Source organism: Paenibacillus sp. P36, assembly GCF_045866505.1.
Lineage (GTDB): Bacteria > Bacillota > Bacilli > Paenibacillales > NBRC-103111 > Paenibacillus_E > Paenibacillus_E chondroitinus.
Genome location: NZ_AP038372.1, coordinates 2,176,510 through 2,200,893, shown reverse-complemented (window position 1 = coordinate 2,200,893; position 24,384 = coordinate 2,176,510). Strand labels below are relative to the sequence as shown.

Below are 24,384 nucleotides of genomic sequence, written 5' to 3'. Positions count from 1 at the left end.
TGCCATTATATACGATCACCTCTCTGATGAACATATGACAAGCTCGTATACTTAGTACTGGCCTTTGGACATTTTCCTTTTCGCAATCCAATACGAAATCCAGCCAGCCGTATAACAGATGAGACAGCCAAAAAACTTTGGCTTCAGAATTGATTTTTGAGGATTAACCGGGCATGATTTCATTCTTCAACCTCCTTCCTCATCATTTAGTTAGATATCTAAATATATAGTATGCCACCAAAAATTTAATGTCAATAATTCCCACAAAAAAAAGAGCACTTCCATAAAGAAAGTGCCCTTAGAATCTCACAAATCACTGGCAGGAATCGAAAGCCATGGGCGTTCTCGCTGCCATTTCACTTCAACCTCCGTCTCAAAGAAAGAGGACAAACCTTCACTAGTCAGTACATGGCGCGACAGCCCTTTTGCGAATACCTCACCACGACGAATCAATAAGGTTTGATTAAAAACAGGTAAAATTTCTTCAATATGGTGCGTTACGAATATTAATGTCGGTGCATCCGGTTCCTTGGCTAGTTCTTGGATGCTGGACAGCAATGCTTCCCGAGAAAGGAAGTCTAATCCGTTCGTTGCTTCATCCAGAATCAGCAGCTTAGGCGAGGCCATTAATGCACGTGCAATTAATAGTTTTTGCTTTTCACCCTGAGAGCACGATTGATAAGTCCGGTCGTATAAATGCATACAATTCAGCCGCTGCATATGCGCTTTGGCCTGCTCGAAGTCTTCCGTACTCGGTTTCTCATATAGCCCGATTGAAGCATGTTTACCGCTTATTACGACATTTTGCGTTTTATCGGAGGCATACAACTTCTCCTGGAGGGATGAGCTTACCCAACCAATCATTTTACGCAAATCTCTTAAATCTACCGTTCCAAAAGGATGACCGAGTACAGCCATTTGTCCTTGACTCGGCCAGATATAACCATTGATCATATTCAATATGGTCGTCTTGCCTGAACCGTTCAGCCCCAGTACGGCCCAGTGTTCATTTTTGGATACCTGCCAATTCACTTCATTCAGAATCGTTTTGTTATCTCTATACCAGGAGACGTTATTCATTTCAATAATCGATGGCATTCGGTTTCACCTCGTGATCAATTAAGCTTTAACAACATTTTGTGGTAGTTCAATTTGTGTCATATTCAATTTTTTATCCGATGGCAGGAAAGCGGCCAAAAGTCCAATTAGCGGCAAGAATGCGCAGAGTTTAATGACAAACGAGATGCTGGTTGCATCCGCAAGTGTACCAAGCACAGCTGATCCGATCCCGCCTAGTCCGAAAGCCAAGCCAAAGAATAAACCGGATACCGTCCCGACTTTGCCTGGCAGAAGTTCCTGCGCATAAACGACAATGACGGAGAAGCCGGATAGCAAAATGAATCCAATGCATGCACACAACACGCCCGCCCAAAATAAGTTGGCATATGGCAAAAGCAGTGAAAACGGAGCCGTTCCCAGAATGGAAAACCAGATCATGTTCCGTCTTCCGAACCGATCCGCCAGCGGACCTCCCATGAACGTACCGACTGCTCCAGCAGCAAGCAAAGTGAAAATGAATAGCTGCGCTTTTTCAACGGAAAGTTGATTGTGTTCGATTAAGTAAAAAGCATAAAAACCCGTCATGCTTGCCACATAAACAAACTTGGAAAACAAGAGCATGATCAAAATCGAAATGGCATAGGTAACTGTCTTGCGCGGCAGAGGCTGTTTACTGACAGAAGCTTTACTTGAAGCCGCAGAGCGGCTGCTGCCCGCTTTACCATACCATTTGGCCACGAAAAACTGAACGACAATCGCTGCAGCAGCGACAAACGAAAACCAAATAATGCCGAATTGGCCGAATGGAACGAAAATCAGCGCTGTAAAAATAGGAGCAAGCGCCTGCCCGATATTACCGCCTGTTTGGAAAATCGACTGCGCCAAGCCTCGACGAGGTCCGGCAGCCAAATAGGCAACACGCGATGCTTCGGGATGAAGCACGGAAGATCCGAGACCAACCAGCACAACAGCTCCAAGCACCTGAACAAACGAAGACGCTACAGCAAGCAAAATCACGCCTAATAACGAGAAAAATACGCCTGCGGGCAACAAAAACGGCTTTGGCTTTTTATCTGTGTACAAACCAATTAAAGGCTGAAACAAGGAGGCTGTTACGTTTAGTGTAAAAGCAATCCATCCGATTTGAGTAAAGCTCAACTGCAGCGAATTATGAAGAATCGGGAAAACGGCAGGTATAACGGATTGAATGGCATCATTCAATAAGTGGACCAGGGAGATCGAGAATAAAATCGCATAAACCGTATGATTGCGTACTGAACTTGAATCTGACACTATTACTAACCCCTTTCATCATATCATCTGATGTTTAAAGACATAGGAGAGTCAAGCTACTCCTGGTTTACAAACTGTTTAAGCTGTGTGACCGTTTCATCCAGATTTTTCATGGTCCAATATTCCGCTTCCGTGACATCCTTGTCTTTGATAGCTTTGTACATATTCTCATGAAACAGATGATGAGGATCTTGCAACGTCACGATCAATTTCTGTGATGCTTCAAAAAGCGCCGATGTGAAGGATCGATACAGGTCGATGACAACACTATTTTTGCTGGCAACAGCAATCGATAGATGAAATTTCACATCTTCACGCAAATACGTGTCTGTATCGCCTTTCTCCAATGCTTCATAACGTTGATCCAACGCACTTCGCATTTGCTCGAGGTCGTTTTCGTCGCGGCGCTCAGCAGCCAATCTGGAGATTTCTAACTCAAGCATCCTTCTGACCTCGTAAACCTCCAGAATCTGTGCTCTACGGAGCCTGTGATCCAGCGGTTCCTGCATGGCCGACTGCGCCTTCAGAAAAGTACCGAAGCCCTGTTTCTTCTCAAGCAGGCCAGCGTGCACAAGGACACGGACTGCTTCACGAATCGTTGATCGTCCCACGGCGAACTGCTGCATCAATTCCGGTTCCGTAGGAATCTTATCCCCAGGTTTTATTTCTCCTTCTGAAATTTTCTTTTGCAGTTGATTCACTACATCGTCTACCAACTTTGGACGGTTCAGCGGTTGGAAAGACATTTTTGAATTCATCTGATCATCTCCTGTTTGAACATGAGTATAGCATACGGCATCTGAATTTTTCTAGTTTAAATTTTAGCATGCCCTTGCATACGAAAAACACTTCCCTGATTTTTTCGAGGAAAGTGTTTTCAATCTCTAACTGGAACCACAGCTGGAGCTTGAACAGGAGGAACTTGAGCATGAGGAGCTGGAGGAACCTGAGGAGTCTGATGAACAAGAAGAACTGGACGAGCAGGAACTGCCTCCCCCTTGATCTCCAGAGTTATCGCAGCTTCCTGCAGAGCTTCCGCAACCCGAAGAAGAACAGCTGCTATGTTTGTCACGCTGAGATTCCGGGGAATTCTCCGGGAAATTCGTATTCATCTCATGGGCATAGCTTTGTGGGCTTTGGATGGAGAAGAACATCATAGCGCCTGCCAGATAGAGCATGGAGTTCGGGTTAGTTGTGGAATAATCCCACCCCGTATCCTCGAGTCGGCGGCTTTCGGCAGCCTTATTAGCTTCCAGAATGGCTTGCTCAACCAAGATACGAATCGTTTGTGCAACCTCGGGATATCGATCGGCCTGCTCCATATTGAACATGCTTCGAGCAATCGCATCCACATTGCCTTCACGAAGCAGATCTGTACGGTCAGGATCCAAGGCATTGCGGAAAAATCCGTTCCAGCAGCGCTTGCTGCTCGGAGCAAATTCGAACAAATGAGCATACACCCAATCAAACCAAGCACGTTCTCCAGGCATCAACTTCGGTTCACGTTCGGGAGAATGATGGATAACACCGCCTGCAAACTGTTCTCCAAAACGCTGATATTCCCTTGTGAACATTAGCATTTCGTGCCACAAGTCATCGATTTCGCTGCTAAACATCGGTGTTGATTTCATAACGAGACTCATGACAAAATAACGCTTTAATTCAAACCATTTGCAAGCATATTCATCTTCTGTCATACGTGGATGTTCGGCTTTTACCCGATATTGAATTCTTTCCGCATAGTCAGCAGGAATTGAACTGTTTAACTTCGTAACAATACGATCTAACGGAATACCTTCAAGCAGTCCCAGACCATTAGGCAGTTCGGACGCCCGATAGACGGGCTTAGCTTTACCAAGTCGACTGCGTTTTGGCGGTTTAGATGATTTTCCAAATAAAAAACGAAACATAGGCATCCCTCCTTTTCCCAATATACCATTTGCTTCCTAATCCATGTCAATGAAGATATTGCTTTCGGCAGCCTGCTTAGATGACATGCAAATTTTGTAAATGATATAATAACCAGGAGGAGGTGTTCATCGATGAAAATAGCGGTAACCGGTGGAAGCGGCTTTATTGGCAGACGTTTAATCGCCTATTGGCAACAGCGCGGCCATGAAATGATAACGATTTCCCGCTCTGCCCAAGCCGTCGTACAAGGTGCGCGCACGGTCACATGGGCAGAATTGCAAGATGCCCCTGAGAAGCTTGAAGGACTGGACGCCATCGTAAATTTGGCCGGCGAATCGATTAATCAGCGTTGGACGGCTGCGGCTAAACAGCGCATCTTGGAGTCCCGCATTAAGGCAGCACAGCAAGTGGCGCAGCTTGTGGAACGTATGGACAAGAAACCTAAGGTCGTCGTCAACGCTTCCGGTATGTCTATTTATGGCACGTCTGAGACGGCAACTTTCGATGAGCGCAGCCCGCACCATACGATGGATTTCTTATCGAGTGTCGTGGACAAATGGGAACAAGCCGCAGATCAAATCAAAGGCCCGCGAATCGTCAAAGTTCGCGTTGGACTTGTGCTCGACGGGAAAGAGGGCGCATTTCCAAAGATGGCTTTCCCTTATAAACTTGGTGTTGGCGGCCCTATCGGCAGCGGCAAACAATGGCTGTCTTGGATTCACATTGAAGACATGGTAAGATTGATCGATTTCTGCATACAAAACGAGGAAATCAGCGGACCTGTCAATGCGACAGCGCCAAATCCTGTCACAAACAAGCAGTTCGGGGCGCAGCTGGCCCAAGCTCTTCATAGACCGAATCTGTTTCCTCTCCCTGCTTTTGTCATGAAGCTTGCTTTCGGCGAATTATCCACACTGCTTCTGGAAGGCCAGAAGGTGCTGCCGCATGTACTACTCCAACATGGTTTTAGCTTTACATATCGTTCCGTTGACAAAGCGCTGGCGGATATCGTGAATAACTAAAATAACTGTGAAAAGGTGATTCTTTTGACCGTTCATCAATTTTCAGCCCGGACGATCCGCGGTGAAGATAAGTCGCTTGCCGACTACAAAGGACAAGTGCTGCTCATTGTTAATACCGCAACCAAGTGCGGATTTGCCCCTCAATTTACGGGACTGCAGGAGCTTCATGATACATATAAAGATCAAGGTTTTAGCGTACTGGGCTTTCCATGCAACCAATTCAGAGATCAAGAGCCCGGAAACGATACAGAGGTTGAGCAGGCGTGCCAAATCAATTTTGGCGTGAACTTCCCTTTGTTCTCCAAGATTGATGTCAACGGCGCTGACACCCATCCACTTTACCGCTACTTGAAGCAGCAGGCTTCCGGTTTGCTCGGCTCCAGCATCAAATGGAATTTCACCAAATTTCTCGTGGATCAAAACGGCAACGTCATTAAAAGATTCTCACCAACGACAACGCCGCGTAAAATTGAAAGCCAAATTCGCCAACTGCTAGCAAAAGCCACCACGCATATTTAACAGATAGAAAAAACCGCCAGGGCATCGATCGCCCAGACGGTTCTTTTTATTTGACGTATTTTTTAGCCTTTTCGATTGCTTCGTCTTCTGTTGCTCCTGTCACATAGCGGCCATTAATGAATATAAAAGCAAAACGAGAACAAGGACCGCAATACGATTTGCAGGCAACTTTGACTTCAGCATCAGGTGCAATGACTTTAATTTTTGAAAGTGCAGATTTCACTTTCATATGTTTGCATTTATCACAAATGCGAATATCATTGCGCATTAGTGATCTCCGTTGTTCCCCTTGCTTGGGTTCGTAATCATGAAACCTTCTTCTGGCGTGTAGAAGTAGTCAATACGGATTCCGTCAAGCAATGGTTCGTTCCCATCCAGCAAAACATCAATGCCTTTGTCTGTGCTGACAACGACATCATTTGCAGATTTATCGTCAAGACCCAAGCCATAGTGAGCGTGGTCGCCATGTTTATGAGTCACTTGTACTCGAACCAATAGACCTTTGTTTTCTTCTTTATCAAGCTCCAATTGAAGTACTTTCGCTGCATTACGAGAAATTTTGACGTTCATATGTACACATCTCCTGAAACAATAATTTTATTTCTTATTGTAAAGAATCTAAGGCACGAAATCAACCTTTGACAGCATCCGACTTAAAAAGCGATTTACAAATAGCCCAATCGGGCTGCTATTGCTAATTGCCTTCACGAACTTTAAAATACATAGTAGTGGAACTATTTTATCCTAAATTCAAGATGGTAACTTACTTACTTCATGGATAGTTATGTACATTCCAAAATGGAAAGGACGCGTTTCTGAATGTCAACTCTTGAAAATGAAAAAGTCGCCCCGCTCAGCAACTATGTTCCTAAAGTACCGAAAGTCATTGAATGCTCCATTGAACGTACACTTGAAGTTATCGGTGGCAAATGGGCTTTCCTCGTGCTTCGGGAACTGTTTTGCGGTACGAAGCGTTTCGGCGAACTGCAGCGTCAAGTAACTGGAATCAGCCCCAAATCTCTAACCGATATTCTCCGTCATCTGGAGGATCACGGTGTTTTAGAGCGGACGGCATACCCAACTGTCCCTGTTACCGTTGAGTATACCTTGACACCGAAAGGCCAGGATTTGCATCAAATATTAAAAGAGATGAAGCTATGGTCCGCAAAATGGACATAATGATTGAATAACAGCTGAGGAGTTGGACTTACGTGATTATCATTAAAACAAAAGAACAAATTGAAAAAATGGGCAGAGCCGGACGCATTCTAGCCGATTGTCATAAAGAAATTGCCAAAATGATTCGCCCTGGCATCACGTCCTGGGAAATCGACCAATTCGTCGAGGGCTTTTTGGCGAAGCACGGCGCTACACCGGAACAAAAGGGCTATCACGGCTATCCTTACGCTACTTGCGCATCGGTTAACGATGTGATTTGCCACGGGTTCCCGAAGAAAGAGGCCTTGAACGACGGCGATATCGTCACCATCGATATGGTTGTTCGGATTGATGGCTGGTTGGCGGACTCCGCTTGGTCCTACGCCGTTGGGAACATCTCTCCGATTGCGGAGAAATTGCTTCAAGTAACCAAAGAATCGCTGTACAAAGGCATTGAGCAAGCGATTCCAGGCAACCGCATCGGCGATGTTTCTCACGCGATTCAAGTGTATGCGGAATCACAAGGCTTCTCCGTCGTCAGAGATTTTATCGGACACGGCATCGGCTCCGAAATGCATGAAGAACCGCAAGTTCCGCATTACGGACCAGCAGGCAAAGGGCCGCGCATTAAAGAAGGCATGGTGTTCACCATAGAACCAATGCTGAATGTCGGCAAATATCATTCCAAAGTAGATAGCGACGGTTGGACAGCAAGAACTTACGACGGCAGTCTGTCTGCACAATATGAACACACGATTGCGATTACGAGCCAAGGTCCGGTTATTTTGACGGAACAATAAACATTTAAGCCCGGAGGAACATGCATGATTTCTTTTTACAAGAAATATTGGAGAACTGCTTTTGACATTGCTCTCATTGTTCTAACCGTCTACCTCTTCATGCTGTTGTTCAGCTATCTGTATCGCATCGCGACACCTATCTTTCTGGCTCTGATCATTTTCATGATGATCGAGCCTTTTGCTAGGTTTCTGAACCGGAAAGGGATGCGAAAGTCGATTGCATCAGCGATCTCGACGCTCCTCTTCGTCCTGATCATCTTGGGCGCGCTGGCGGGCGCCGCCGTTATTTTCACAAGCCAGATCATGAGCCTTGTCGATAAAGTAGACGATTACCAAGCCGTTTTCAACGACCAAATCATACATAAAATTAGCGAACTAAATAATCGCTTCCAAACATTGCCCCCTGATGTCATTGTGAAAATTAAAGAATATGCCGGACAATTTGCAGGTAATGCCTCAAAATTCATTATTACTTTCTTATCCGGACTAGTAGCCTCGCTGACTTCCTTTTCCACCTTCATGTTCAACTTCATTGTCGGAATCATTTTGGCCTACTTCCTCAGCATAGAAATCGACTCTTGGAAACGCCTTGCCAGTGAGAAAACACCAAGAACGTTTAAATCGGTATTTTTCTTTCTAAAGGAAAATGTCGTGAAGGGGATTGTCTCTTACGTAAAAGCTCAATTTAAGCTGATTTCCCTAACGTTTATCGTCGTTTTTGTCGCTTTGCTTCTGCTCGACGTCAATAATGCTTTCTCTATCTCCCTGCTCTCGGCTATTTTCGATGTTTTGCCGCTGTTGGGTGTCTCCACTTTGTTCATTCCATGGATCATTTATTTGTTTATCGTGGGTCAGACAACACTTGCGATCTGGTTAAGCGCGCTGCTGCTTGTCGTTATCCTTGTCAGACAAATCATGGAACCCAAAATTACAGGGGAATCCCTGGGCGTGTCGGCCTTTACGACGTTAGCCTTTATGATCGTGTCGCTTTCATTGTTTGGCGTTGCGGGAGTCATCCTGTCGCCTGTTTTAATCATTTTGCTCAAAGCTCTGTATACACAAGGCTATTTCCATCGTTGGATACGCCAGCCTGAGGACGAATATGCACAGAGCAATCTTCCTACAAGTGGTCCATAAACTTAAAGCCCATCCTTCCTTTCTGGAAAGATGAGCTTTTTTCGTTATTATACGCGATACATACTGCGGTACACCGATGGAGCCATCCCCATTTTTTGTGTAAACACGCGACTCAAGTAAAAACCGTTTTCAAAACCGCATTTTCCTGCGATTGCATCTAACGTCAAAGTCGACCCTTCCAGCAAATGGCGCGCTCTGGTTAAACGCAATTCATTCAGAAATTCAGATGGTGTTTGCGAGAAAGCTCTGCGAAACCTTCGCGTAAGCTGCACGGGAGTTAGCCCCAGGCTCTCTGCCAAATCCGACATGGATAAACTTCCGTACGCATGATCCGTTACATATTTGCGTGCCTTTTCCATCAGACTGTCTGTTTCTGTAGTATGGTCCTCTTTGAGCTCTCGTTCAATTGCGATTAAACGAAACATATCGCTGAGCATGTGCTGCTTATGCAGCGTGCTCTCTTCATCCCACCCCGGAAGCTCCTTCAAATAATGATAATTTGAGGCTAATCTCTCGATATCCTTAATGACGAGCTTGCCTCTCCAGCTGGTTGCTTCCTCTGAACTTGGTTCCGACAGCCAAACAAACTGCAGAAAATGAAACGACAACGGCTCCAGCGTCCTCCTTCGAAAACCAACATGGGGCGGGCAAATAACAAAATCGCCAAATCCCGCTTCCCCTTTGTGCTCTCCGATTCCATAAACAAATCTGCCTTCCTCCACAGCAAATAACGTCCAGCAAGGATACGTGTCCTCGTTATACATAAACTCATCTTTACGATGCCAGTAAACATGCGAAATAAGTTTCACCGCCACATCACGAAAAGCCATACCCGCACCCTCTTTAAGTGAAATAAAGTATATGCTCATTGTAACTGACTGCATGTTCAATAGGAATATAATCTTTTACAATGAAATCAAAGATATTCTATAAACTAGTGAGGTGCTGGTCATGAAACATGAAATCGTTACATCCGACATCACCGTTGTCGGCGGAGGTTTAGCCGGCGTGTGTGCCGCGATCGCTGCAGCCAGATTAGGTCAAACCGTTTCCCTTGTTCAAAATCGCCCTGTCCTTGGTGGTAATTCCAGTAGTGAAGTACGCGTGTGGGTTTGCGGAGCTACTTCCCACGGGCTTCATCGGTATGCGCGTGAAACCGGTATCATGGGGGAAATGTTCGTTGAGAATCAATACCGCAATATCGATGGAAATCCCTATCTATGGGATCTGATTGTACTTGAAAAAGTTAAAGCCGAGAAAAATATTAGTCTCTTCTTGAATACGGACGTACATGAAGTTGATGCAGACGGAGACGAAACTTCCCGGACCATTCGATCCGTTACTGGCTGGATGATGGGGTCGGAACGCCGTATCCGCTTCGACAGCCGTGTCTATCTCGACTGCACAGGCGACGGGCTCGTCGGTTTTCTGGCAGGCGCAAAATTCCGTATTGGCCGTGAAGCGCAGGAGGAGTTCAATGAAGAATGGGCACCTCTCGTCCCGGATGATATTACCTTAGGCAGCACTCTGCTCTTCTATACCAAAGATGCCGGCCGACCTGTGAAGTACATCCCGCCAAGTTTCGCCAAAGACATTACGCAGACCACAATTCCGATGAAACGGGTTATTCGCAGCGGCGATAATGGTTGCGCTTACTGGTGGATTGAGTGGGGCGGTGAACTGGATACGGTTCATGATAACGAAAGAATCCGTGATGAACTGTCTTCCGTGATTTACGGGATTTGGGATTATATCAAAAATTCCGGTAAATTCGAAGCGGATAACCTTACGCTCGAATGGATCGGTTCGGTTCCGGGCAAACGGGAATACCGTCGTTTCGTAGGGGACTACGTGCTGAATCAGAACGATGTCATCGCACAGGAGCTGTTTGAAGACCGCGTCGCCTTCGGCGGCTGGTCGATTGACCTGCATCCGCCGCAAGGCATGTATGCCACGGCGAAGGGCTCCAAGCATATGCATGTGGACGGCAGCTACCATATTCCGTTTCGTTCCCTCTATTCGGTCAATACGACGAATATGCTTATGGCTGGGCGGAATATCAGCGCGTCCCACGTCGCTTTCGGCACGACACGCGTCATGGCGACTTGTGCCGTCATCGGCGAAGCCGCAGGAACGGGCGCTGCCCTTTGCGCAGCGAAAGGCATTTCCCCTCGCGAGCTGCACGGCAGCCATCTGAGCGAGCTGCAGCAAACGCTGCTGCGGCAGGATGCCTCCGTGCTCGGGATCAAAAACGCCGACGCAGACGATCTTGTGCTTGGCGCGACCTTAACAGCGTCCAGCACCTTGAGCCAGCTGGCGGTAGAGAAATCCGCGTCGGTGTTCCCGCTTGCGGATAGTGTTGCTCTTCTCGTGCCTGTAGATCCGTATATCGAGGGCTTGGAGCTGCTGCTTGACGCCTCGGAGGATACAGAACTATCCGTGGAGTTGTGGAGCACAGGGAAGCCGCAGAACTACGTTCCGCACACACAGGTAACAGCCGTTCAAGTAGCGGTCCCGCAAGGATCCGGACAGTGGGTTCATGTTCCATTAAGCTGGCATCCGGATACCGCTCAAAATGCGTTTATTATTCTGCGCAGCAATCCTGCACTGTCGGTCCATAAGTCCGACCAGCTTCAGTCCGGCGTCCTTGGGCTCAAGCATAAGGATAATAGCAATGCCGCAGATTATGGCGACACAACACCGAACCAGCCTGTCGTTGATTGGACACCTGGCGAGTTCAACCGCAAGCCGATCTGCTTCCGGCTGCTCTCACCTACTTCGGCATACTCGCCGGATAAAGCGGCTAATGGCTTTAAACGGCCATACGGCGGCCCGAACATGTGGTCATCCGCTCATCTGCAAGCCGGTAAACCGGAGTGGCTTGAAGTCAGCTGGCCGAATGCCGTGCCAATCCGCAGCGTACAGCTAACCTTAAATGATGACGTCCATGAGGATTTAATTAATTTGCATCATCATCGGACAGCATTCGAGATTATTCCTGAGTTGGTTAAAGACTACAAACTCCAGGCCTTTGTTGGAGGGGAATGGAAAACTGTCGCTGAAGAATCTAATAATCACACTCGCCTTCATACTCATACATTCCCAGAGACCGTTGTAACCAGCCGCTTACGCTTGCTAGTGGAATCAACAAACGGAGCTGAGCGAGCCGAAATCGTAGAAATTCGCTGCTACAGTTAGTCTCATAAGCACGCAAAATGGCCTAGCAAATGCTGCCGTTTCGCGTGCTTTTTTCTTTGGTGGCCGACATCGTTTCCGACATTCTTTTTCTATAAATAGGTCTTAATAACCCTTGTTTAACCTCACATGATATGTTATATTAAAAGTGCGACAAATCAAGGTTTCCTCTTCAAAAAGTTGACATAGGAGTGATGGAAATGGAACAAAATTCTATTCAAATTCGTCAAGGTGAAGAGATTATTTATGTAGAAATGACTGTTAAGGAAGCGCTTGCACTAACGGGTGCGAAGTTCAACTTAAACCACAAATTAGAGCGAGATGCCATCAAGAAGGTAAAACAACGCCTCGAAGATAAACTGCTTCCTCCTAACCATTAATTGCACTCTACCATCTTCGCATACAGCCCAACGAACGATTACCATCGTGCGTTGGGTTTTATTTTCCTCTTGGAGCCGTATCAAAATCAACCAACTGCTTATAATAATCACGCGCTTCTCAACAACGATATTCAAGGAGGACCGGCCATGTCAGCAGATCATAAACAGCAAGGACAATCCCGCAAAAATACAACGACGAAAACGCAGGATCAGAAAAGCAATAAAGGGCACAAGTAAATAAAGAAAAGTCCATGCCTCTCTTGCTTTAGGCGTGGACTTTTTTTCGTTAATTGATTTTTCTTCTTGTTAAAATACAGGGAACCCCTCTGCCTACAGCCCCAGGTTGAGCCATATGCTCCAAATAACGAAGTCCTCTTGTACATTGTGTTTTACAAACCGCACACGTAGACGACTCCACTATTCTCATCGTGTACTGCTCTCTGGAAGATACTATTTTCTTCTTAGCAACTTTGCCTTTGCCTTTAGGTGGTGCCATAACCTCGCCTCCCAACCGTCTACTTACTCCAGTATATGAAGTCTGGACAGAACGGTTCTTGAGAGACAAGGTTATGTTCCTGATCTTGTTTACCGGTTAACGGTTTGTAAATCCAACGCAGTCAGCAGAATCGGGACGATCTCTCCATACAATTCGGCGAAGGCTTCCACGGGCAGCGGATTAACACCGTAACCCAACTCGACTGTAAATCCAGGCCTGCGGAATTGTTGGATAAACCAATCTTTATACCCTGCATCGCTATCGGTTAATTTCACGGCCTCATAACCGCTGACAACCGCTAATTGGTCGGCAAACGACTCGGATTCCGGAGGTTCATACCCCCGGTAATTCCAATAGATCTCTCTTCCTTGCGTGTGCAGAGCAACAACGAGCTCAAACGGGTGGCATTCTGTAAAACGCGCGAGCGCTGCAGTTTCCGGCTCCGAGAGCGGTGTCTCACCGCCATAATCCCGCGGCCCCGGCCCCAGCTGCCCCCTACGCTCAGCTTCTTCTTCCCAATGGGCAGGGAATTGGTCATTGAGGTCTACGCCCCTTATATTCGCTTTCCAGCTGCTAAAATCTGTCTGACCTCCGTTTAATTCCAGCAGATTGGCTTGGTAGGGATGGTCAGCTCCGATGCCATTAAGGACAAGTTCTACACCGTCAGGATTCAACATCGGAACAACCCACAGGGAGTATTCGGATAGCAGGCGTCTGATGTTTCTGCCCTGCCAAGCCGTTCCTCTGGCATAGGAACAAGCGAGATCCTCTACGAACTGCATAACAAGCGGTGTCGTAATCCATTCATTGGCATGAATCGCTGCGTTGACATGAAGCTCCCTGGCCCCCTGACCGATACGCAGCGCAGGTATGCCTTTTCCCATCACACTTTCTCCTATAACTTCGACATGCAGGAAAGGATAAATCCTGCCCAGCCGATTCAATTCATCACACAACGTTCCATACCCGTAACCCAACATACGACCACCTCACAGCTCTTTGATCTCCTACGTAGGTTATGAATATGCCTGCTCCATTAGAATCATGCGGCGTAACGAAGTTAAGTTATTGCACACTTTCCACAAAAAAATAGACCCCTGAGGGTCTATTCAAAAAATAGTAGGTACCTGCCACACGACAGGTGTTATGGCTATCTGATCTTTGAGCCAACTTTCCGTTATGCGCTTAAATAACGTAGGTTCTCCGCTGCAAAAAAATTGGTGAATCGGCAATATCCCTGATGTTTCCATCCGATCGCGATGGTACAAAATCGTGCTGATTTCCCTTGCCGTTTCGTCGGCAGATGAAATCAAGGTGACGTCCGGCCCCATCACCCGGGAGATCGGCTCCATCAAAAATGGATAATGCGTACATCCCAATATTAAACAATCAATGGGCTTGTCGACCAACGGCTGAAGCGATTGCTCCACAATCTCCTGCTCTTGCTCTCTTCCAAAAAGCCCCTTTTCCACGAAAGGCGCCAAAAGCGGGCAGGGCTCGCTGTACACCTGTATGCCCGGCGAGATTAATCTCAAGGCATGTTCATAGGCCTTGCTTTTGATCGTACCTTCCGTGCCGATCACCCCGACAATCCCGGTTCGCGTGTGCTTGATTGCGGCTCGCGCGCCTGGCGAGATAACCCCCAACACTGGAATCGAGACGCGCTCTCGAATATCTTCTATGGCAACCGCGGTTGCCGTATTGCATGCAATCACAATCATTTTAGGGTTAAATTGAATTAAATAATCCACAATTTGCCGTGTAAATGTACGTACTTCTACAGCTGATCGCGGTCCATAAGGACTTCGAGCCGTATCACCGAAGTAGATGACTTTTTCCTGCGGCAGCTGCCTCATGAGTTCTTTTACTACAGTTAATCCTCCGACTCCGGAGTCCAGTACGGCTATCGCTTGCTGCACACCTATCCGCTTCCTTTGCCGGTTAATGAATTTCAAAGGCTACATGGATAGAATATGAACGTACAAGCTGAAAGGTACCTAGGCTTACAACACTGATTCTTGGTCGTCTGTCACCTATTTTTTTGGCTGCAAATCATTCACAAGTGCGAATTCGTAGCCCTTCTTCTTGATTTCTTTGCAGATGCGCGCGAGCGCCTGCATGTTCTCCAAAGATCCCTGATGCATCAAAATAACATTGCCATCATGCAAATTATTCATGATATCGTTGTACGGATCCTCGGCCCCATTCTCCCGCGGTTCCCAATCACGCATAGCCGTCGACCAAAAGACAGACGTATACCCCATGCTCGAAACTAAACTCAAGTTATGCATATTGTAGTGACCGTAAGGGAAGCGAAAGTATTTCTCGACCTCTTTACCGGTTATCTTCTTATATAAGGTTTCAAAATCCGTAATTTCCTTGCGAATTTGGTCATCGCTCAGCTCATTGAAATCTTTGTGCGTCATCGTATGATTGGCTACGAAATGGCCGTCTGCCACAACTCTTTTCAAATAATCCGGGTTTGACTTGATATTGTTCCCTGAGATGAAAAAGTTCGCTTTCACTCCGTTTTCCTTCAAGGATTTTAGCATTAAATCCACTTCAATCAGCGGGCCTCCCGCATCAATCGTTAGATAAACCTTTTTCCCGGTCCCAACCCAAACGGCTTTCTGGTCAGCGGTAAATGATTTCGTTTCTTTCGGAAAATCAGGAACCTGCCCGGTTTTCTTCTTCATGTAATACCAGGAGTAGGGGGTCTTATCCCCTGCGACTGGCTTTGTTTTGGTGGCGTCAGTTGCCGGCTTTGCGGATGCTGAAGGGCTAGGGGCAGTCGTAGGATGCGGCGTTGCGCTCGGAACTACGGTCTGTTTGGGAGTAGCTATGGGCTTTGCTGTTGGTTTAGGAGTTGGAGTTGAAGTTGGCGTAGGCTCCGCTGCTTTGGTTGTTGCTTGCGGACTTGGTGTCGTTACAGCTTCGGCAGCAGGAGAGAACAGGCTTTTGTCTGCACAACCGACCAATGTTGCGCTTAAAAGGATCAGCAGTGCAGCACTTTTGGTAATAGATGTCATTGTAGCACCTCGCATGATGGAATACGTTCAGTACTCCTTTCGACAGTGCTAGACAAATTACCTGCCTATTTTTGGAACGTGGTGTTATTTCGTAGCTCGGTATGTCAAATATTGGAGAATGGTGATCAAAATAAAAGCCGTTCCGGCAAGCATAGGAATCGTGATAAAACCAAGCCAGTTCAAGTAATCCACATCACATGGAATTGGCCCGCAACCAGTCGCGGATTCGTGAAAAACTCCGGATTGAAGCAAAACGTGATAAACGGAAATACAGGCTCCCCAAATCGTGAGCGGTAATACATAAATCGTCAGCTTGTAGTCTCTGCGCACAGCAGCGATCCCCAGAATGATGGCCAGCGGATACATGAGAATACGTTGATACCAACATAGTTTGCAAGGTATAAAATGCATAATTTCCGAGAAATACAGGCTCCCTAATGTGGCGATTAAGGCAATCAGCCAGGATAGGTGCATACCGTTTTCTCTTAAGAATTTTTTTGACATTTGTGCTCGTCCTCCCTTTCCCCATATTATAGAAAAATATAGGAGGGAAGTCTAACATTTTGGGTCAGGTTGCAAAAAAACCAAGCAGGCACTTCCCAACCTGCTTGGCTCTAATCATACTGAGAAGCTGTACTCAACTTCGTTCGTTTGTTTCACCAAACCGCGCCACTGCTCCACCGGAACGATGTCGACGACCGCTTTGATCGGGATGCTCGCAAAATCCAGCTTCGGCACGGCCTCCAGCTTCATCCGGTTGGTGACCAGCCGGTCAAGCCAACCTGAGTACACCCGCTCCATCTGCTGCAGTCGATAGATGGCTGTCTCAAAATCCTTGCGTGCCGCGTTCACCGAACCGATCACGCATTTGTTCTCCAACACCATGCTCTGATTGAGCATGTCGGAGGAAATCTCCAGCTTGCGGTCAGCTGGTGTAACCCCGAGCAGCGCCAGCACGCCGTTCGGCGCTAGCACAGCCATAGCCTCGAAGGCCAGCGGGCTGAAGCCCGTGCATTCGAGCACAAAATCTATCGGCTTGCCGAGTCCCTTCGCGTAAGCCGTCAAACCGCCGTCTTCGTCCGCCGTTTGATACACGCCCCCGCAGTCCTTGACAAGCTGCGCTTGCAGACTGTCCTGCGGGGATCTCGACCAAACGTACACGTCCAAGCCGAGCAGCCTGCACGTTATAGCAGCAAGCAGCCCTAACGGGCCTGAGCCAAGGACGAGCGCTGTCTTCGGCTCCCAGATCAGCCGCTGCTGTACGCGGAGCACCTGATCCCACACTTTCTCTACAATGCTCTGCGGCTCAACCAGTACGCCGTGCTCTAGCAGATCCGTTGGTACTTGCACGAGATAACGCCCGTCTTCTCTGTAATATTCGGAGAGGAAACCGTGGGCGCCTTTGATACCACGCTCCACAAATTCCCCGGTTTGACAGAAGTCTGAGTGACCGTTCCGGCAATTGACACAGCTTTGATTCCGGCAGGGCCGCCGGACAATGGCGGTCACGAGATCTCCTGCATGGAATCCGCTCTCTGCGCCAGCTTCAGCAACAACTCCTAAAGATTCATGTCCTGTCGTCAAGTCGTCCTCGCCTTGCGGGGGAACACCGTATTTTTCCTGCAAAATTTCCTTATCCGTGCCGTCTAAACCTACTGCCAATACCTTGACAATAACCTCTTGCGGATGAGAAATCACGGGATCATCCACGGTTTCCAGCGCAATCGAAGGGTTACCTTGGCGCAGTTGTTTGACGCGAATCGCTTTCATCTCATCATCTCCTCCCAACTATTGAACAATCGGCTCCAACACTTTGTCTTCACTGGCATCCGCCGCTTGTTTGGTTCCTGTCGAGGTCATTTTTTTAAGTTTAGATAAATACTCTTGCGTAACTTTGATAAAAGAAGCGTGTGACCATGTTAAAGGCGAAACGGAAAGCGGCGCGCCTGTGAACGGATGCACCTGCTCCGCCATTGTCCCTGAGGGCAGCGCATGGCGTATTGCCCAGAACATCAGATTTTCCGCTTCTTGCAAATCTTCAATCCCTTTTGCCGAGGCCACCAGCCATTCCGCATACCAAAGCGTACAGATAAACCACGGATTGCCCGGCACCTTAGCGATATCATTCGTCACCTGATGGTAGTAGTCATTTTCATACCTGGCGATGCCGCCGATATCCGTATGTACCCACAATTTCTCTTTTAGAATCTTCATCGTCGCCACGATCCTTGGATCCTCCAGCTCAAACAATCCAAAATCGAATAACCCATACATACTCATATCCATCGTATAGTCAGGCACATATTTATTTTCACCATAACTCCAATATAAAGCTCGCAAAAAGCGATTCTGGTCAGCTGCAAACAACTGCTGTTCTGCTGCTTTTTTCACCTGATCCGCGATATCGGCATAATAAACGGAACGCGCTTTATCCTGGTGATAATCGGCAAAACGAGCGGCAGCAACCAAACCCGCATATACGGAGGCGACGGTAAAGGCTAGCACGCCATAACGCTCTTCCCAGAGATCATAGGAGGGCAGCGGAAGCCCGGAAGCATCCCGATAATGAACAAGAAAATCCGCTGCGGGTTTCACAAACTTCTCGTAATCTTCACGGGAACGCTCTATCGTGCCGGCCAGCTTATGATGGTGCCACAACGTATACAGAACGAGTGCCGTTTCGTCCTCCTGAATGGCCAACTGCTTTTTCCCCTGACCATCCACCCATGGGTGCCAGCTTGAACCTACAGAGCTATCGGGATTGTATTTGTGCATGAGATACCCTTCAGGCGTCAACACTTTTATGCAAAAGTCAAAAAATTTCCTGGACAGCTCATAATACCCGGCCCGGTCTAGGGCATGAGATACCAAGGCCCCGTCCCGCGGCCACATGTAGGAGTAGGTATCTTTGGCAAACTTCAAAATATCTGAGTCATTTGCTGCAATAATGGCGCCACGATTGTCAACATTCGTTCTAGTGATCAACAGGCATCTTTTGTAAAAGGAAGCCAATTCCGGCTTCAGCAAACTAAGCTGATGAGCATCCTGGTTGACCCATCTTACCCAGTGATCGTGGGTGCGCTGCAGTAAAGCTTGTGGCGACTCTGTGCGCAGTAAGCTTTCCAATCGCTCGACTTCCTGCTTCGTATGGCCGAAGCAAACCCAGAACCATGCTTCTTTCGAGCTTTTGGGAGGCAGCATCATCGTCAACTCAAGCGTCCCGTCAACAGAACCCTGCGCAATCGGATTTCCACCTAAATGGCCGTCTTCCGCATCACGCCATGTGCCTTCAAGGCCATGTATGCCTTTCTGCCCCGTTGCATAACCGCTGGGATACGGCTTATCGACATCTGGAGATAGACCCGACAGCGACATATAACGATGCCCTTTATAAAACAGAAGCGAATTCAACTCAGGGTCAAAATAAATGGTATCGCCGACACCGTTGCCATAGATTTGCAAATCCAAATGAAAGTAAAGTTTGATCTCTCTTTCCTCATCAAACTGGTTTTCAATCTTTATTTTGCGTAAAAAAACATTTTGTTGAACATCTACACCATCTCGAATAACGAAGCTTAATCCCAATCTCTCATGGGCGCATTCAACGTTCGTAATCAGCGAATCTTCTAGGTATTTCAGCTTTTTCGAAACTTCCGGATGGTCGATCCAGAAGAAATCTCGCGCACACCAAATACCAAAATGTGAAAGATGATCGCTAGATTGATTCTCTTGACCTACTAAAGGGTAATACATGTCACGAATATTATAAGCAGCGTCAAAATTAATGAGTACATTCCCGTTCCCAATGGGTAAATCTCTTGCCATGCGATCAGCCTCTTTCCATGATGATGCTACTAATTTTCCAATCGCCAAGCATAAATATGCACGCTGCCCACATGGCAGGGATTTCAGGGAAATAGCACCAATTCAAGCGTAAACATTTTCATTTCCACCAAACTCATTTACAATTAAACAATATGGAGGGATTCATCACTATGAAGCAATTAGAAGGATTCGGTAAATTTTTGGAAAGCTTACGGGGCAAAATGTCCCTGCGCGAAGCAGCTAACAAAAGCGGACTTTCACACGCCTACATCAGAGATTTGGAACTGGAGCGCAATCGCTCGACCAATGAGAAAATCAACCCATCGCCTGTTACGTTAAAAAAGCTGTCGGATGCCTACAACATTCCATACACCGATTTAATGGAGAAAGCTGGCTACCTCGAGAACGAGAGTGAGCAAGCAAGCAGCAAAGAAGCCTTGCAGGAACCGGTTTCCATGAACGATACATTATTTATTGAAGTCAGCTCGAAAGAAATGATTTATCACACTCGTTTTGAACGTATAAGCCAAGCAGTAAATTCGTTGCTCGATTTCAGTCTTTTCTTGGATAAGCTCGAAGAAATGGGCTTTAAAAAGATGGATACCGACCTTTTCGTCAATATGAATCATGTGCAAAAGTATATTGAAAAAGAAGGAAAACTTTATTTTGACACGCTCGGTATTTCGAAATTTGTTGTTATTGCTGCCATCCGTCAAAAGAAGTACCACGATCTCATTCTGCGCAGCGTAGCCCGGAATACGGGAATGGGCTTGGAATTTCATTACGAACGTCCTTCCGCAGCAGATTCATTGCTGTCTTCAGTAAAGCGCCCAATCTAATACGAATTGTTAAAAAGGAGTAAAGTTCATGAAGAATGAAACTTTACTCCTTTTTTTTCGTCTATCTATAAAGGTTGATTGCATTGATTTTTTGGTAGAGAGGGTTGGTAAAGAAATCATGGCTGTTCAACAGACCGCCTCCACGCAATCTCGACTAGCGAGAAAGAACAGAAAACGTTCTGTGGGCATGCGTTTTTTTCTGTATACGATTTTTAGTTTTGTCCTTCTTTCTATTCTGTCTTTATGTTGGTTTTTCCTTACAGCATCAGGTACGACTGTTCGGCTCATGATGGCCGATACTTTGATTACAACCCAGCATCGCGATTGGGCCAAATATTTAATTGGCTCCGAGGAATTGCAGAAGCGCGTAGAAGCTTATTGGAAGAAGTTTGACGAAATGGGCGATGAGAAAGATAAAGGCATCGTGCAGATTGAACCTGTGAGTTCTACAGCCCCGACGGCGGCCGTCAAGAAGGAGCTTGTCACCATTGAACCCATTTCAGGGACGAATTTCAAAGGGCAGCTTGTCACGATTTCTGATCCAAAAAAGCTTCGCATTGCCGTTCCTGATAAAGTGGGCAAAGGCGAGAAAGTCTCCTCCATGGTCAAAAGAACGGGAGCGATCCTCGGCGTTAACGGCGGAGGTTTCATCGACCCCAACTGGGAGGGGAACGGATTCCAACCGGAAGGCATCGTTATGTCCGGGGGCAAAATCTTTTACAATGACAAAGGCATGAACGGCACTGTGCAAGTGGTTGGCATCGATAAAGAAGGCCGTATGATCGCCGGCAAATATAAAGTCTCCGAGCTGGTGGCGATGGGTGTTCAGGAAGCTGTTTCCTTTTCCCCACGGTTCATTGTCAACGGGGTTGGACAAATCAAAAGCCAAGCGGACGGATGGGGAATTGCTCCGCGTACCAGCATGGCGCAAACGAAAGACGGCTCCATTCTATTCGCCGTCATCGACGGCAGGCAGACCCACAGCATAGGAGCAACGCTGTACGATATTCAGGAGATTTTCCTGGCGCATGGCGCTGTCACAGCCGCTAATTTAGACGGTGGAGCTTCTACCGTGCTTGTGCACAATAATGCCATCATCAACAAGCCGTCCAGTGAATACGGGGAGAGGTATCTTCCTACGGCATGGCTGGTCTTTGAACATCCGGAAACGGCTCCCATCAAGAACGTATGGGAAGGCTTGGATATTCGCAAGATTGATCCATCGAAATGGTAAAGGCAAAAAGCAGCAAGCTCGAATTCATGAGCTTGCTGCTTTTTTGTTTTATTTTAGCGATTTCCTAGGATAACTAAATCTTCTGCGGCTTCAGATGTTTCCTCTTCATCTTGCAATTCCGCATCGTCAATCTTGGACTCTTTCCAGGAACGAACCGTGCCCACCACATTTGTTGCCGTGTCTTTGGCTTTGCCTACGAAATCAGATGTTGTGGTGCTAACGGATTTTGCAACCTCTTGCGTTTTTTGCGAGACCGAAGTAGCCAGTTGAACCGTCTTGTCGCTAACGGCTTTGGCATTTTCCGCAATGTCGTTTCTAAGCTCGCGCCCGGATTTCGGTGCGAACAGCAGAGCTGTCGCTGCGCCCAGTAAACCTCCAACAATCGCACCGATGAGAAGATCTTTACCTTTTTTTTCGCTTGCCATGTGAAATCCACTCCTTAATGGTCTGATTTGGCTTTCCGATTCGCCTGCCACCTCTGCCACAGCTCATACCCCGTCGTTGCCCACTCCATGACGTCCTCTATCCGATTCTGGTGGGTATGTACAACCCTTTCCGCACCGTGAAGCGACTCACTCATCATGCGTGCACCTTTGCGAAGGACCGAAGCGACATCCCCTATAGCTGCTCCAGTCTTCTCGATGGAATGAACGGTTGACTCTAACGCCAGCACTTGCAAGTGCACCTCTTCGGTCAGCTGCCCCGCTTTGTTCAGCAATTGCTCAGCTTCCCCTGCTGCTTTGGCTACATGCCGTTCTGTTTGAGCGACGGTATCGCTAAGTTGTTGTAGCATCCTTTTTGCTGTAATCAGCATGCGAACGGCAAAAACGACGAGCACAATAAAAGCAACAGCCGAACTAACTGCACTAATCTCCATCCAAGTCATGACGAGCACCTCCCGAGTCTGCAAACTGCGTTGATCGATGGCGGCTTCTAGACGAATGCCTATGAATTACTACAGTATAGGTAGGAGCAGCTTGTTTTGACACAAAAAAACTGGAAAAATTTCAGGGACCTGTCATAATGAAAAGCAAATCGAACTTCTGGAGGAGCCGCATGAACCGAGAGCAAGGATTAAAGGAAATTGAAAGAACGCGCATTATCGCCATTGTTCGTGGCGTGAAAGAAGCTCACATTTTTTCCGTAGCGGAAGCACTCTTGAAGGGTGGAGTTACCGTTATGGAGGTGACGCTCAACACACCTGGCGCATTGACGATGATTAGCGAGCTACAAACGAAGTTTGGCGAACATATGTATATTGGCGCTGGCACCGTACTCGATGTGGAGGATGCGCAAAAAGCTGTACAAGCAGGCGCCTCTTTTCTGGTAACTCCGAATTTGGACGAGGACGTCATTCGTTATGCGAGCCGTGAGGGGGTTCCGATTTTCCCTGGAGCGATGACACCGACCGAGGTAGTCAAAGCGTGGAAAGCAGGCGCTACAGCGATTAAAATTTTCCCGAGCGCGAGCCTGGGTCTCTCCTATATCAAGGAATTAATGGGACCGCTTGACCATATTCCGATGATGGCTGTTGGCGGCGTTACCGAAGAGAACATTAAACAATTTCTGGATCTAGGCTGCTACGGGCTTGGTATCGGCGGCTCGCTTATTAATCTAAAAGAAATCGAAGCCGGCCGCTTCGAGTGGGTGACGGACAAGGCTGCCCGGCTTATTGCGGCTTCGCGTTAAGTGCAGGACTGGTAGGAGAGGAGAATCAGCCGCTAATTTGATTCCTGCGCGGTTATGGGACCGGATGAAGCGTGTCAGTTAGAATTGGCCGGCGAGAGCGGTCAAGATTGTTCCCCCTTGGATCGGGGCGGTCGGGAGGTCCGGATTTAGGACGGGGCTGAACGCAGCGGATCTGTACAAGATGAGACTGAACGGAGCGGAACCAGTGCCTGCCAGACAGGCAACGTTAGCAGTGATCGCACGGTGTGCCAACGCCCCCGATCGTCTAACGGACACAGCGGCCCTTAATCGGCGAAAAATAGCCGTTTTGAAAATCTAACGGACTCCAGCGCCGCTATTTGCTTGTTTCAGCCATGATTTCGCCCCGAGATCGGTAAATAAGGGTTCCTGTGTCCGTTAGAATTAAAACAGGGGCGATTTTCACGATAATAACGTCTGTGGAGTCCGTTAGAATTGTCAGGCGAGCGCGCGTAAGGTGGTTACCCCTATTTACCGGGGCGGATGTGTGTCGCGGATTGGCTGACGTGGCGCGCGCAACGGATCAGTACAGAATGGGACAGAACTTGACGGTACGTGGCGGCCGGCGCGATGGGTCGGTACAGGATAAGACAGAACCGGGTAGACGGGTAGTTGCCCAGCAAACATGCATGAGTGGCAGGTTGGAGGAGTTGACAAGGTGTACCAACGAACCCCGACCGTCTAACGGACACAGCGGCCCTTAATCGGCGAAAAATAGCCGTTTTGAAAATCTAACGGACTCCAGCGCCGCTATTCGCTTGTTTCAACCCTGATTTCGCC

At 47.5% G+C, this 24,384-nt stretch carries 27 protein-coding genes; 10 read left to right on the top strand and 17 right to left on the bottom strand.

The window, feature by feature from the left end; genetic code table 11:
• Positions 1 to 51: 51 nt before the first annotated feature.
• From ACKTT9_RS10060 to ACKTT9_RS10040, 5 genes are all read right to left on the bottom strand, one after another.
• Positions 52 to 183, bottom strand: coding sequence for a hypothetical protein (locus ACKTT9_RS10060; RefSeq protein ID WP_268597870.1), 132 nt, complete (start codon positions 181 to 183; stop codon positions 52 to 54).
• Positions 184 to 306: 123 nt separating this feature from the next.
• On the bottom strand, positions 307 to 1,098 hold the full coding sequence (locus ACKTT9_RS10055) for an ABC transporter ATP-binding protein (protein WP_157322730.1): 792 nt from the start codon (positions 1,096 to 1,098) through the stop codon (positions 307 to 309).
• 21 nt (positions 1,099 to 1,119) lie between these two features.
• Complete coding sequence (locus ACKTT9_RS10050; protein ID WP_407871431.1) at positions 1,120 to 2,352, bottom strand: MFS transporter; 1,233 nt, start codon at positions 2,350 to 2,352, stop codon at positions 1,120 to 1,122.
• Between the two features lie 56 nt (positions 2,353 to 2,408).
• Positions 2,409 to 3,110: a FadR/GntR family transcriptional regulator gene (locus ACKTT9_RS10045; protein WP_407871430.1), complete on the bottom strand. Its 702-nt coding sequence runs from the start codon at positions 3,108 to 3,110 to the stop codon at positions 2,409 to 2,411.
• A gap of 126 nt (positions 3,111 to 3,236) precedes the next feature.
• The gene (locus tag ACKTT9_RS10040) at positions 3,237 to 4,262 is read right to left on the bottom strand and encodes a hypothetical protein (RefSeq protein WP_407871429.1); all 1,026 of its coding nucleotides are present in this window, start codon (positions 4,260 to 4,262) and stop codon (positions 3,237 to 3,239) included.
• Between the two features lie 132 nt (positions 4,263 to 4,394).
• Between ACKTT9_RS10040 and ACKTT9_RS10035 the strand changes: the two genes are divergently transcribed.
• Together ACKTT9_RS10035 and ACKTT9_RS10030 are read left to right on the top strand one after the other, a co-directional pair.
• Complete coding sequence (locus tag ACKTT9_RS10035; RefSeq protein ID WP_407871428.1) at positions 4,395 to 5,285, top strand: TIGR01777 family oxidoreductase; 891 nt, start codon at positions 4,395 to 4,397, stop codon at positions 5,283 to 5,285.
• Between the two features lie 24 nt (positions 5,286 to 5,309).
• The gene (locus tag ACKTT9_RS10030; RefSeq protein WP_407871427.1) at positions 5,310 to 5,804 is read left to right on the top strand and encodes a glutathione peroxidase; all 495 of its coding nucleotides are present in this window, start codon (positions 5,310 to 5,312) and stop codon (positions 5,802 to 5,804) included.
• A 46-nt stretch (positions 5,805 to 5,850) separates the two neighbouring features.
• Here the strand turns inward: ACKTT9_RS10030 and ACKTT9_RS10025 are convergent, their stop codons facing one another.
• Together ACKTT9_RS10025 and ACKTT9_RS10020 are read right to left on the bottom strand one after the other, a co-directional pair.
• Complete coding sequence (locus ACKTT9_RS10025) at positions 5,851 to 6,072, bottom strand: DUF1450 domain-containing protein (RefSeq protein WP_127454674.1); 222 nt, start codon at positions 6,070 to 6,072, stop codon at positions 5,851 to 5,853.
• Positions 6,072 to 6,374, bottom strand: coding sequence for an iron-sulfur cluster assembly accessory protein (locus tag ACKTT9_RS10020; RefSeq protein ID WP_127454676.1), 303 nt, complete (start codon positions 6,372 to 6,374; stop codon positions 6,072 to 6,074). Before ACKTT9_RS10020 ends, ACKTT9_RS10025 begins: the two co-directional genes overlap by 1 nt.
• 249 nt (positions 6,375 to 6,623) lie before the next feature.
• Here ACKTT9_RS10020 and ACKTT9_RS10015 point away from each other — a divergent pair, with 249 nt between their 5' ends.
• The 3 genes from ACKTT9_RS10015 to ytvI are packed head-to-tail and all read left to right on the top strand — an operon-like array spanning position 6,624 to position 8,899.
• Positions 6,624 to 6,983, top strand: a complete 360-nt coding sequence (locus ACKTT9_RS10015) for a helix-turn-helix domain-containing protein (protein WP_127454678.1) — start codon at positions 6,624 to 6,626, stop codon at positions 6,981 to 6,983.
• A gap of 32 nt (positions 6,984 to 7,015) precedes the next feature.
• Positions 7,016 to 7,762: a type I methionyl aminopeptidase gene (map, locus tag ACKTT9_RS10010; RefSeq protein WP_407871426.1), complete on the top strand. Its 747-nt coding sequence runs from the start codon at positions 7,016 to 7,018 to the stop codon at positions 7,760 to 7,762.
• Between the two features lie 24 nt (positions 7,763 to 7,786).
• Entirely contained in the window at positions 7,787 to 8,899 is a 1,113-nt protein-coding gene (ytvI, locus tag ACKTT9_RS10005; protein ID WP_407871425.1) for a sporulation integral membrane protein YtvI, read from the top strand.
• Positions 8,900 to 8,946: 47 nt separating this feature from the next.
• Here ytvI and ACKTT9_RS10000 read toward each other — a convergent pair whose 3' ends face one another.
• Entirely contained in the window at positions 8,947 to 9,729 is a 783-nt protein-coding gene (locus tag ACKTT9_RS10000) for a helix-turn-helix domain-containing protein (protein WP_407871424.1), read from the bottom strand.
• 121 nt (positions 9,730 to 9,850) lie between these two features.
• Between ACKTT9_RS10000 and ACKTT9_RS09995 the strand changes: the two genes are divergently transcribed.
• Both ACKTT9_RS09995 and ACKTT9_RS09990 read left to right on the top strand, forming a co-directional pair.
• On the top strand, positions 9,851 to 12,097 hold the full coding sequence (locus tag ACKTT9_RS09995) for an FAD-dependent oxidoreductase (RefSeq protein WP_407871423.1): 2,247 nt from the start codon (positions 9,851 to 9,853) through the stop codon (positions 12,095 to 12,097).
• Between the two features lie 197 nt (positions 12,098 to 12,294).
• Complete coding sequence (locus ACKTT9_RS09990; RefSeq protein WP_127454688.1) at positions 12,295 to 12,474, top strand: hypothetical protein; 180 nt, start codon at positions 12,295 to 12,297, stop codon at positions 12,472 to 12,474.
• Positions 12,475 to 12,760: 286 nt separating this feature from the next.
• Here the strand turns inward: ACKTT9_RS09990 and ACKTT9_RS09985 are convergent, their stop codons facing one another.
• The 7 genes from ACKTT9_RS09985 to ACKTT9_RS09955 all read right to left on the bottom strand — a co-directional run bounded on the left by ACKTT9_RS09985 (position 12,761) and on the right by ACKTT9_RS09955 (position 19,824).
• Complete coding sequence (locus ACKTT9_RS09985) at positions 12,761 to 12,970, bottom strand: hypothetical protein (protein WP_127454690.1); 210 nt, start codon at positions 12,968 to 12,970, stop codon at positions 12,761 to 12,763.
• A gap of 89 nt (positions 12,971 to 13,059) precedes the next feature.
• Positions 13,060 to 13,950: a M14 family metallocarboxypeptidase gene (locus ACKTT9_RS09980; protein WP_407871422.1), complete on the bottom strand. Its 891-nt coding sequence runs from the start codon at positions 13,948 to 13,950 to the stop codon at positions 13,060 to 13,062.
• Positions 13,951 to 14,079: 129 nt separating this feature from the next.
• Positions 14,080 to 14,889: a glutamate racemase gene (gene racE, locus ACKTT9_RS09975; RefSeq protein ID WP_407871421.1), complete on the bottom strand. Its 810-nt coding sequence runs from the start codon at positions 14,887 to 14,889 to the stop codon at positions 14,080 to 14,082.
• 114 nt (positions 14,890 to 15,003) lie between these two features.
• On the bottom strand, positions 15,004 to 15,999 hold the full coding sequence (locus tag ACKTT9_RS09970; RefSeq protein ID WP_407871420.1) for a polysaccharide deacetylase family protein: 996 nt from the start codon (positions 15,997 to 15,999) through the stop codon (positions 15,004 to 15,006).
• Positions 16,000 to 16,083: 84 nt separating this feature from the next.
• Positions 16,084 to 16,503 carry a disulfide oxidoreductase gene (locus ACKTT9_RS09965; protein ID WP_127454697.1) on the bottom strand — a complete coding sequence of 140 codons (420 nt, stop codon included), beginning with the start codon at positions 16,501 to 16,503 and terminating at the stop codon, positions 16,084 to 16,086.
• 114 nt (positions 16,504 to 16,617) lie between these two features.
• Positions 16,618 to 17,769 carry a glucose 1-dehydrogenase gene (locus ACKTT9_RS09960; RefSeq protein ID WP_407871419.1) on the bottom strand — a complete coding sequence of 384 codons (1,152 nt, stop codon included), beginning with the start codon at positions 17,767 to 17,769 and terminating at the stop codon, positions 16,618 to 16,620.
• Between the two features lie 18 nt (positions 17,770 to 17,787).
• On the bottom strand, positions 17,788 to 19,824 hold the full coding sequence (locus ACKTT9_RS09955; RefSeq protein WP_407871418.1) for a glycoside hydrolase family 15 protein: 2,037 nt from the start codon (positions 19,822 to 19,824) through the stop codon (positions 17,788 to 17,790).
• A gap of 170 nt (positions 19,825 to 19,994) precedes the next feature.
• Between ACKTT9_RS09955 and ACKTT9_RS09950 the strand changes: the two genes are divergently transcribed.
• Together ACKTT9_RS09950 and ACKTT9_RS09945 are read left to right on the top strand one after the other, a co-directional pair.
• Positions 19,995 to 20,663 (top strand): helix-turn-helix domain-containing protein, encoded by a 669-nt coding sequence (locus ACKTT9_RS09950; protein ID WP_407871417.1) that lies wholly within the window; start codon positions 19,995 to 19,997, stop codon positions 20,661 to 20,663.
• Positions 20,664 to 20,781: 118 nt separating this feature from the next.
• Positions 20,782 to 21,897, top strand: a complete 1,116-nt coding sequence (locus tag ACKTT9_RS09945) for a phosphodiester glycosidase family protein (RefSeq protein ID WP_157323261.1) — start codon at positions 20,782 to 20,784, stop codon at positions 21,895 to 21,897.
• A 53-nt stretch (positions 21,898 to 21,950) separates the two neighbouring features.
• Here ACKTT9_RS09945 and ACKTT9_RS09940 read toward each other — a convergent pair whose 3' ends face one another.
• Together ACKTT9_RS09940 and ACKTT9_RS09935 are read right to left on the bottom strand one after the other, a co-directional pair.
• Positions 21,951 to 22,322, bottom strand: coding sequence for a YtxH domain-containing protein (locus ACKTT9_RS09940; protein WP_407871416.1), 372 nt, complete (start codon positions 22,320 to 22,322; stop codon positions 21,951 to 21,953).
• A gap of 14 nt (positions 22,323 to 22,336) precedes the next feature.
• Complete coding sequence (locus ACKTT9_RS09935) at positions 22,337 to 22,783, bottom strand: DUF948 domain-containing protein (RefSeq protein WP_407871415.1); 447 nt, start codon at positions 22,781 to 22,783, stop codon at positions 22,337 to 22,339.
• 170 nt (positions 22,784 to 22,953) lie between these two features.
• Between ACKTT9_RS09935 and ACKTT9_RS09930 the strand changes: the two genes are divergently transcribed.
• On the top strand, positions 22,954 to 23,586 hold the full coding sequence (locus ACKTT9_RS09930; protein WP_407871414.1) for a bifunctional 4-hydroxy-2-oxoglutarate aldolase/2-dehydro-3-deoxy-phosphogluconate aldolase: 633 nt from the start codon (positions 22,954 to 22,956) through the stop codon (positions 23,584 to 23,586).
• Positions 23,587 to 24,384: the final 798 nt, after the last annotated feature.

Coding starts and splice junctions, on each gene's coding strand:
- ACKTT9_RS10060 (WP_268597870.1), bottom strand. CDS start 183: ATGAAATCATGCCCGGTTAATCCTCAAAAATCAATTCTGAAGCCAAAG.
- ACKTT9_RS10055 (WP_157322730.1), bottom strand. CDS start 1,098: ATGCCATCGATTATTGAAATGAATAACGTCTCCTGGTATAGAGATAAC.
- ACKTT9_RS10045 (WP_407871430.1), bottom strand. CDS start 3,110: ATGAATTCAAAAATGTCTTTCCAACCGCTGAACCGTCCAAAGTTGGTA.
- ACKTT9_RS10040 (WP_407871429.1), bottom strand. CDS start 4,262: ATGTTTCGTTTTTTATTTGGAAAATCATCTAAACCGCCAAAACGCAGT.
- ACKTT9_RS10035 (WP_407871428.1), top strand. CDS start 4,395: ATGAAAATAGCGGTAACCGGTGGAAGCGGCTTTATTGGCAGACGTTTA.
- ACKTT9_RS10025 (WP_127454674.1), bottom strand. CDS start 6,072: ATGCGCAATGATATTCGCATTTGTGATAAATGCAAACATATGAAAGTG.
- ACKTT9_RS10020 (WP_127454676.1), bottom strand. CDS start 6,374: ATGAACGTCAAAATTTCTCGTAATGCAGCGAAAGTACTTCAATTGGAG.
- ACKTT9_RS10015 (WP_127454678.1), top strand. CDS start 6,624: ATGTCAACTCTTGAAAATGAAAAAGTCGCCCCGCTCAGCAACTATGTT.
- ytvI (WP_407871425.1), top strand. CDS start 7,787: ATGATTTCTTTTTACAAGAAATATTGGAGAACTGCTTTTGACATTGCT.
- ACKTT9_RS10000 (WP_407871424.1), bottom strand. CDS start 9,729: ATGGCTTTTCGTGATGTGGCGGTGAAACTTATTTCGCATGTTTACTGG.
- ACKTT9_RS09995 (WP_407871423.1), top strand. CDS start 9,851: ATGAAACATGAAATCGTTACATCCGACATCACCGTTGTCGGCGGAGGT.
- ACKTT9_RS09990 (WP_127454688.1), top strand. CDS start 12,295: ATGGAACAAAATTCTATTCAAATTCGTCAAGGTGAAGAGATTATTTAT.
- ACKTT9_RS09985 (WP_127454690.1), bottom strand. CDS start 12,970: ATGGCACCACCTAAAGGCAAAGGCAAAGTTGCTAAGAAGAAAATAGTA.
- ACKTT9_RS09980 (WP_407871422.1), bottom strand. CDS start 13,950: ATGTTGGGTTACGGGTATGGAACGTTGTGTGATGAATTGAATCGGCTG.
- ACKTT9_RS09970 (WP_407871420.1), bottom strand. CDS start 15,999: ATGACATCTATTACCAAAAGTGCTGCACTGCTGATCCTTTTAAGCGCA.
- ACKTT9_RS09965 (WP_127454697.1), bottom strand. CDS start 16,503: ATGTCAAAAAAATTCTTAAGAGAAAACGGTATGCACCTATCCTGGCTG.
- ACKTT9_RS09960 (WP_407871419.1), bottom strand. CDS start 17,769: ATGAAAGCGATTCGCGTCAAACAACTGCGCCAAGGTAACCCTTCGATT.
- ACKTT9_RS09955 (WP_407871418.1), bottom strand. CDS start 19,824: ATGGCAAGAGATTTACCCATTGGGAACGGGAATGTACTCATTAATTTT.
- ACKTT9_RS09950 (WP_407871417.1), top strand. CDS start 19,995: ATGAAGCAATTAGAAGGATTCGGTAAATTTTTGGAAAGCTTACGGGGC.
- ACKTT9_RS09945 (WP_157323261.1), top strand. CDS start 20,782: ATGGCTGTTCAACAGACCGCCTCCACGCAATCTCGACTAGCGAGAAAG.
- ACKTT9_RS09940 (WP_407871416.1), bottom strand. CDS start 22,322: ATGGCAAGCGAAAAAAAAGGTAAAGATCTTCTCATCGGTGCGATTGTT.
- ACKTT9_RS09935 (WP_407871415.1), bottom strand. CDS start 22,783: ATGACTTGGATGGAGATTAGTGCAGTTAGTTCGGCTGTTGCTTTTATT.
- ACKTT9_RS09930 (WP_407871414.1), top strand. CDS start 22,954: ATGAACCGAGAGCAAGGATTAAAGGAAATTGAAAGAACGCGCATTATC.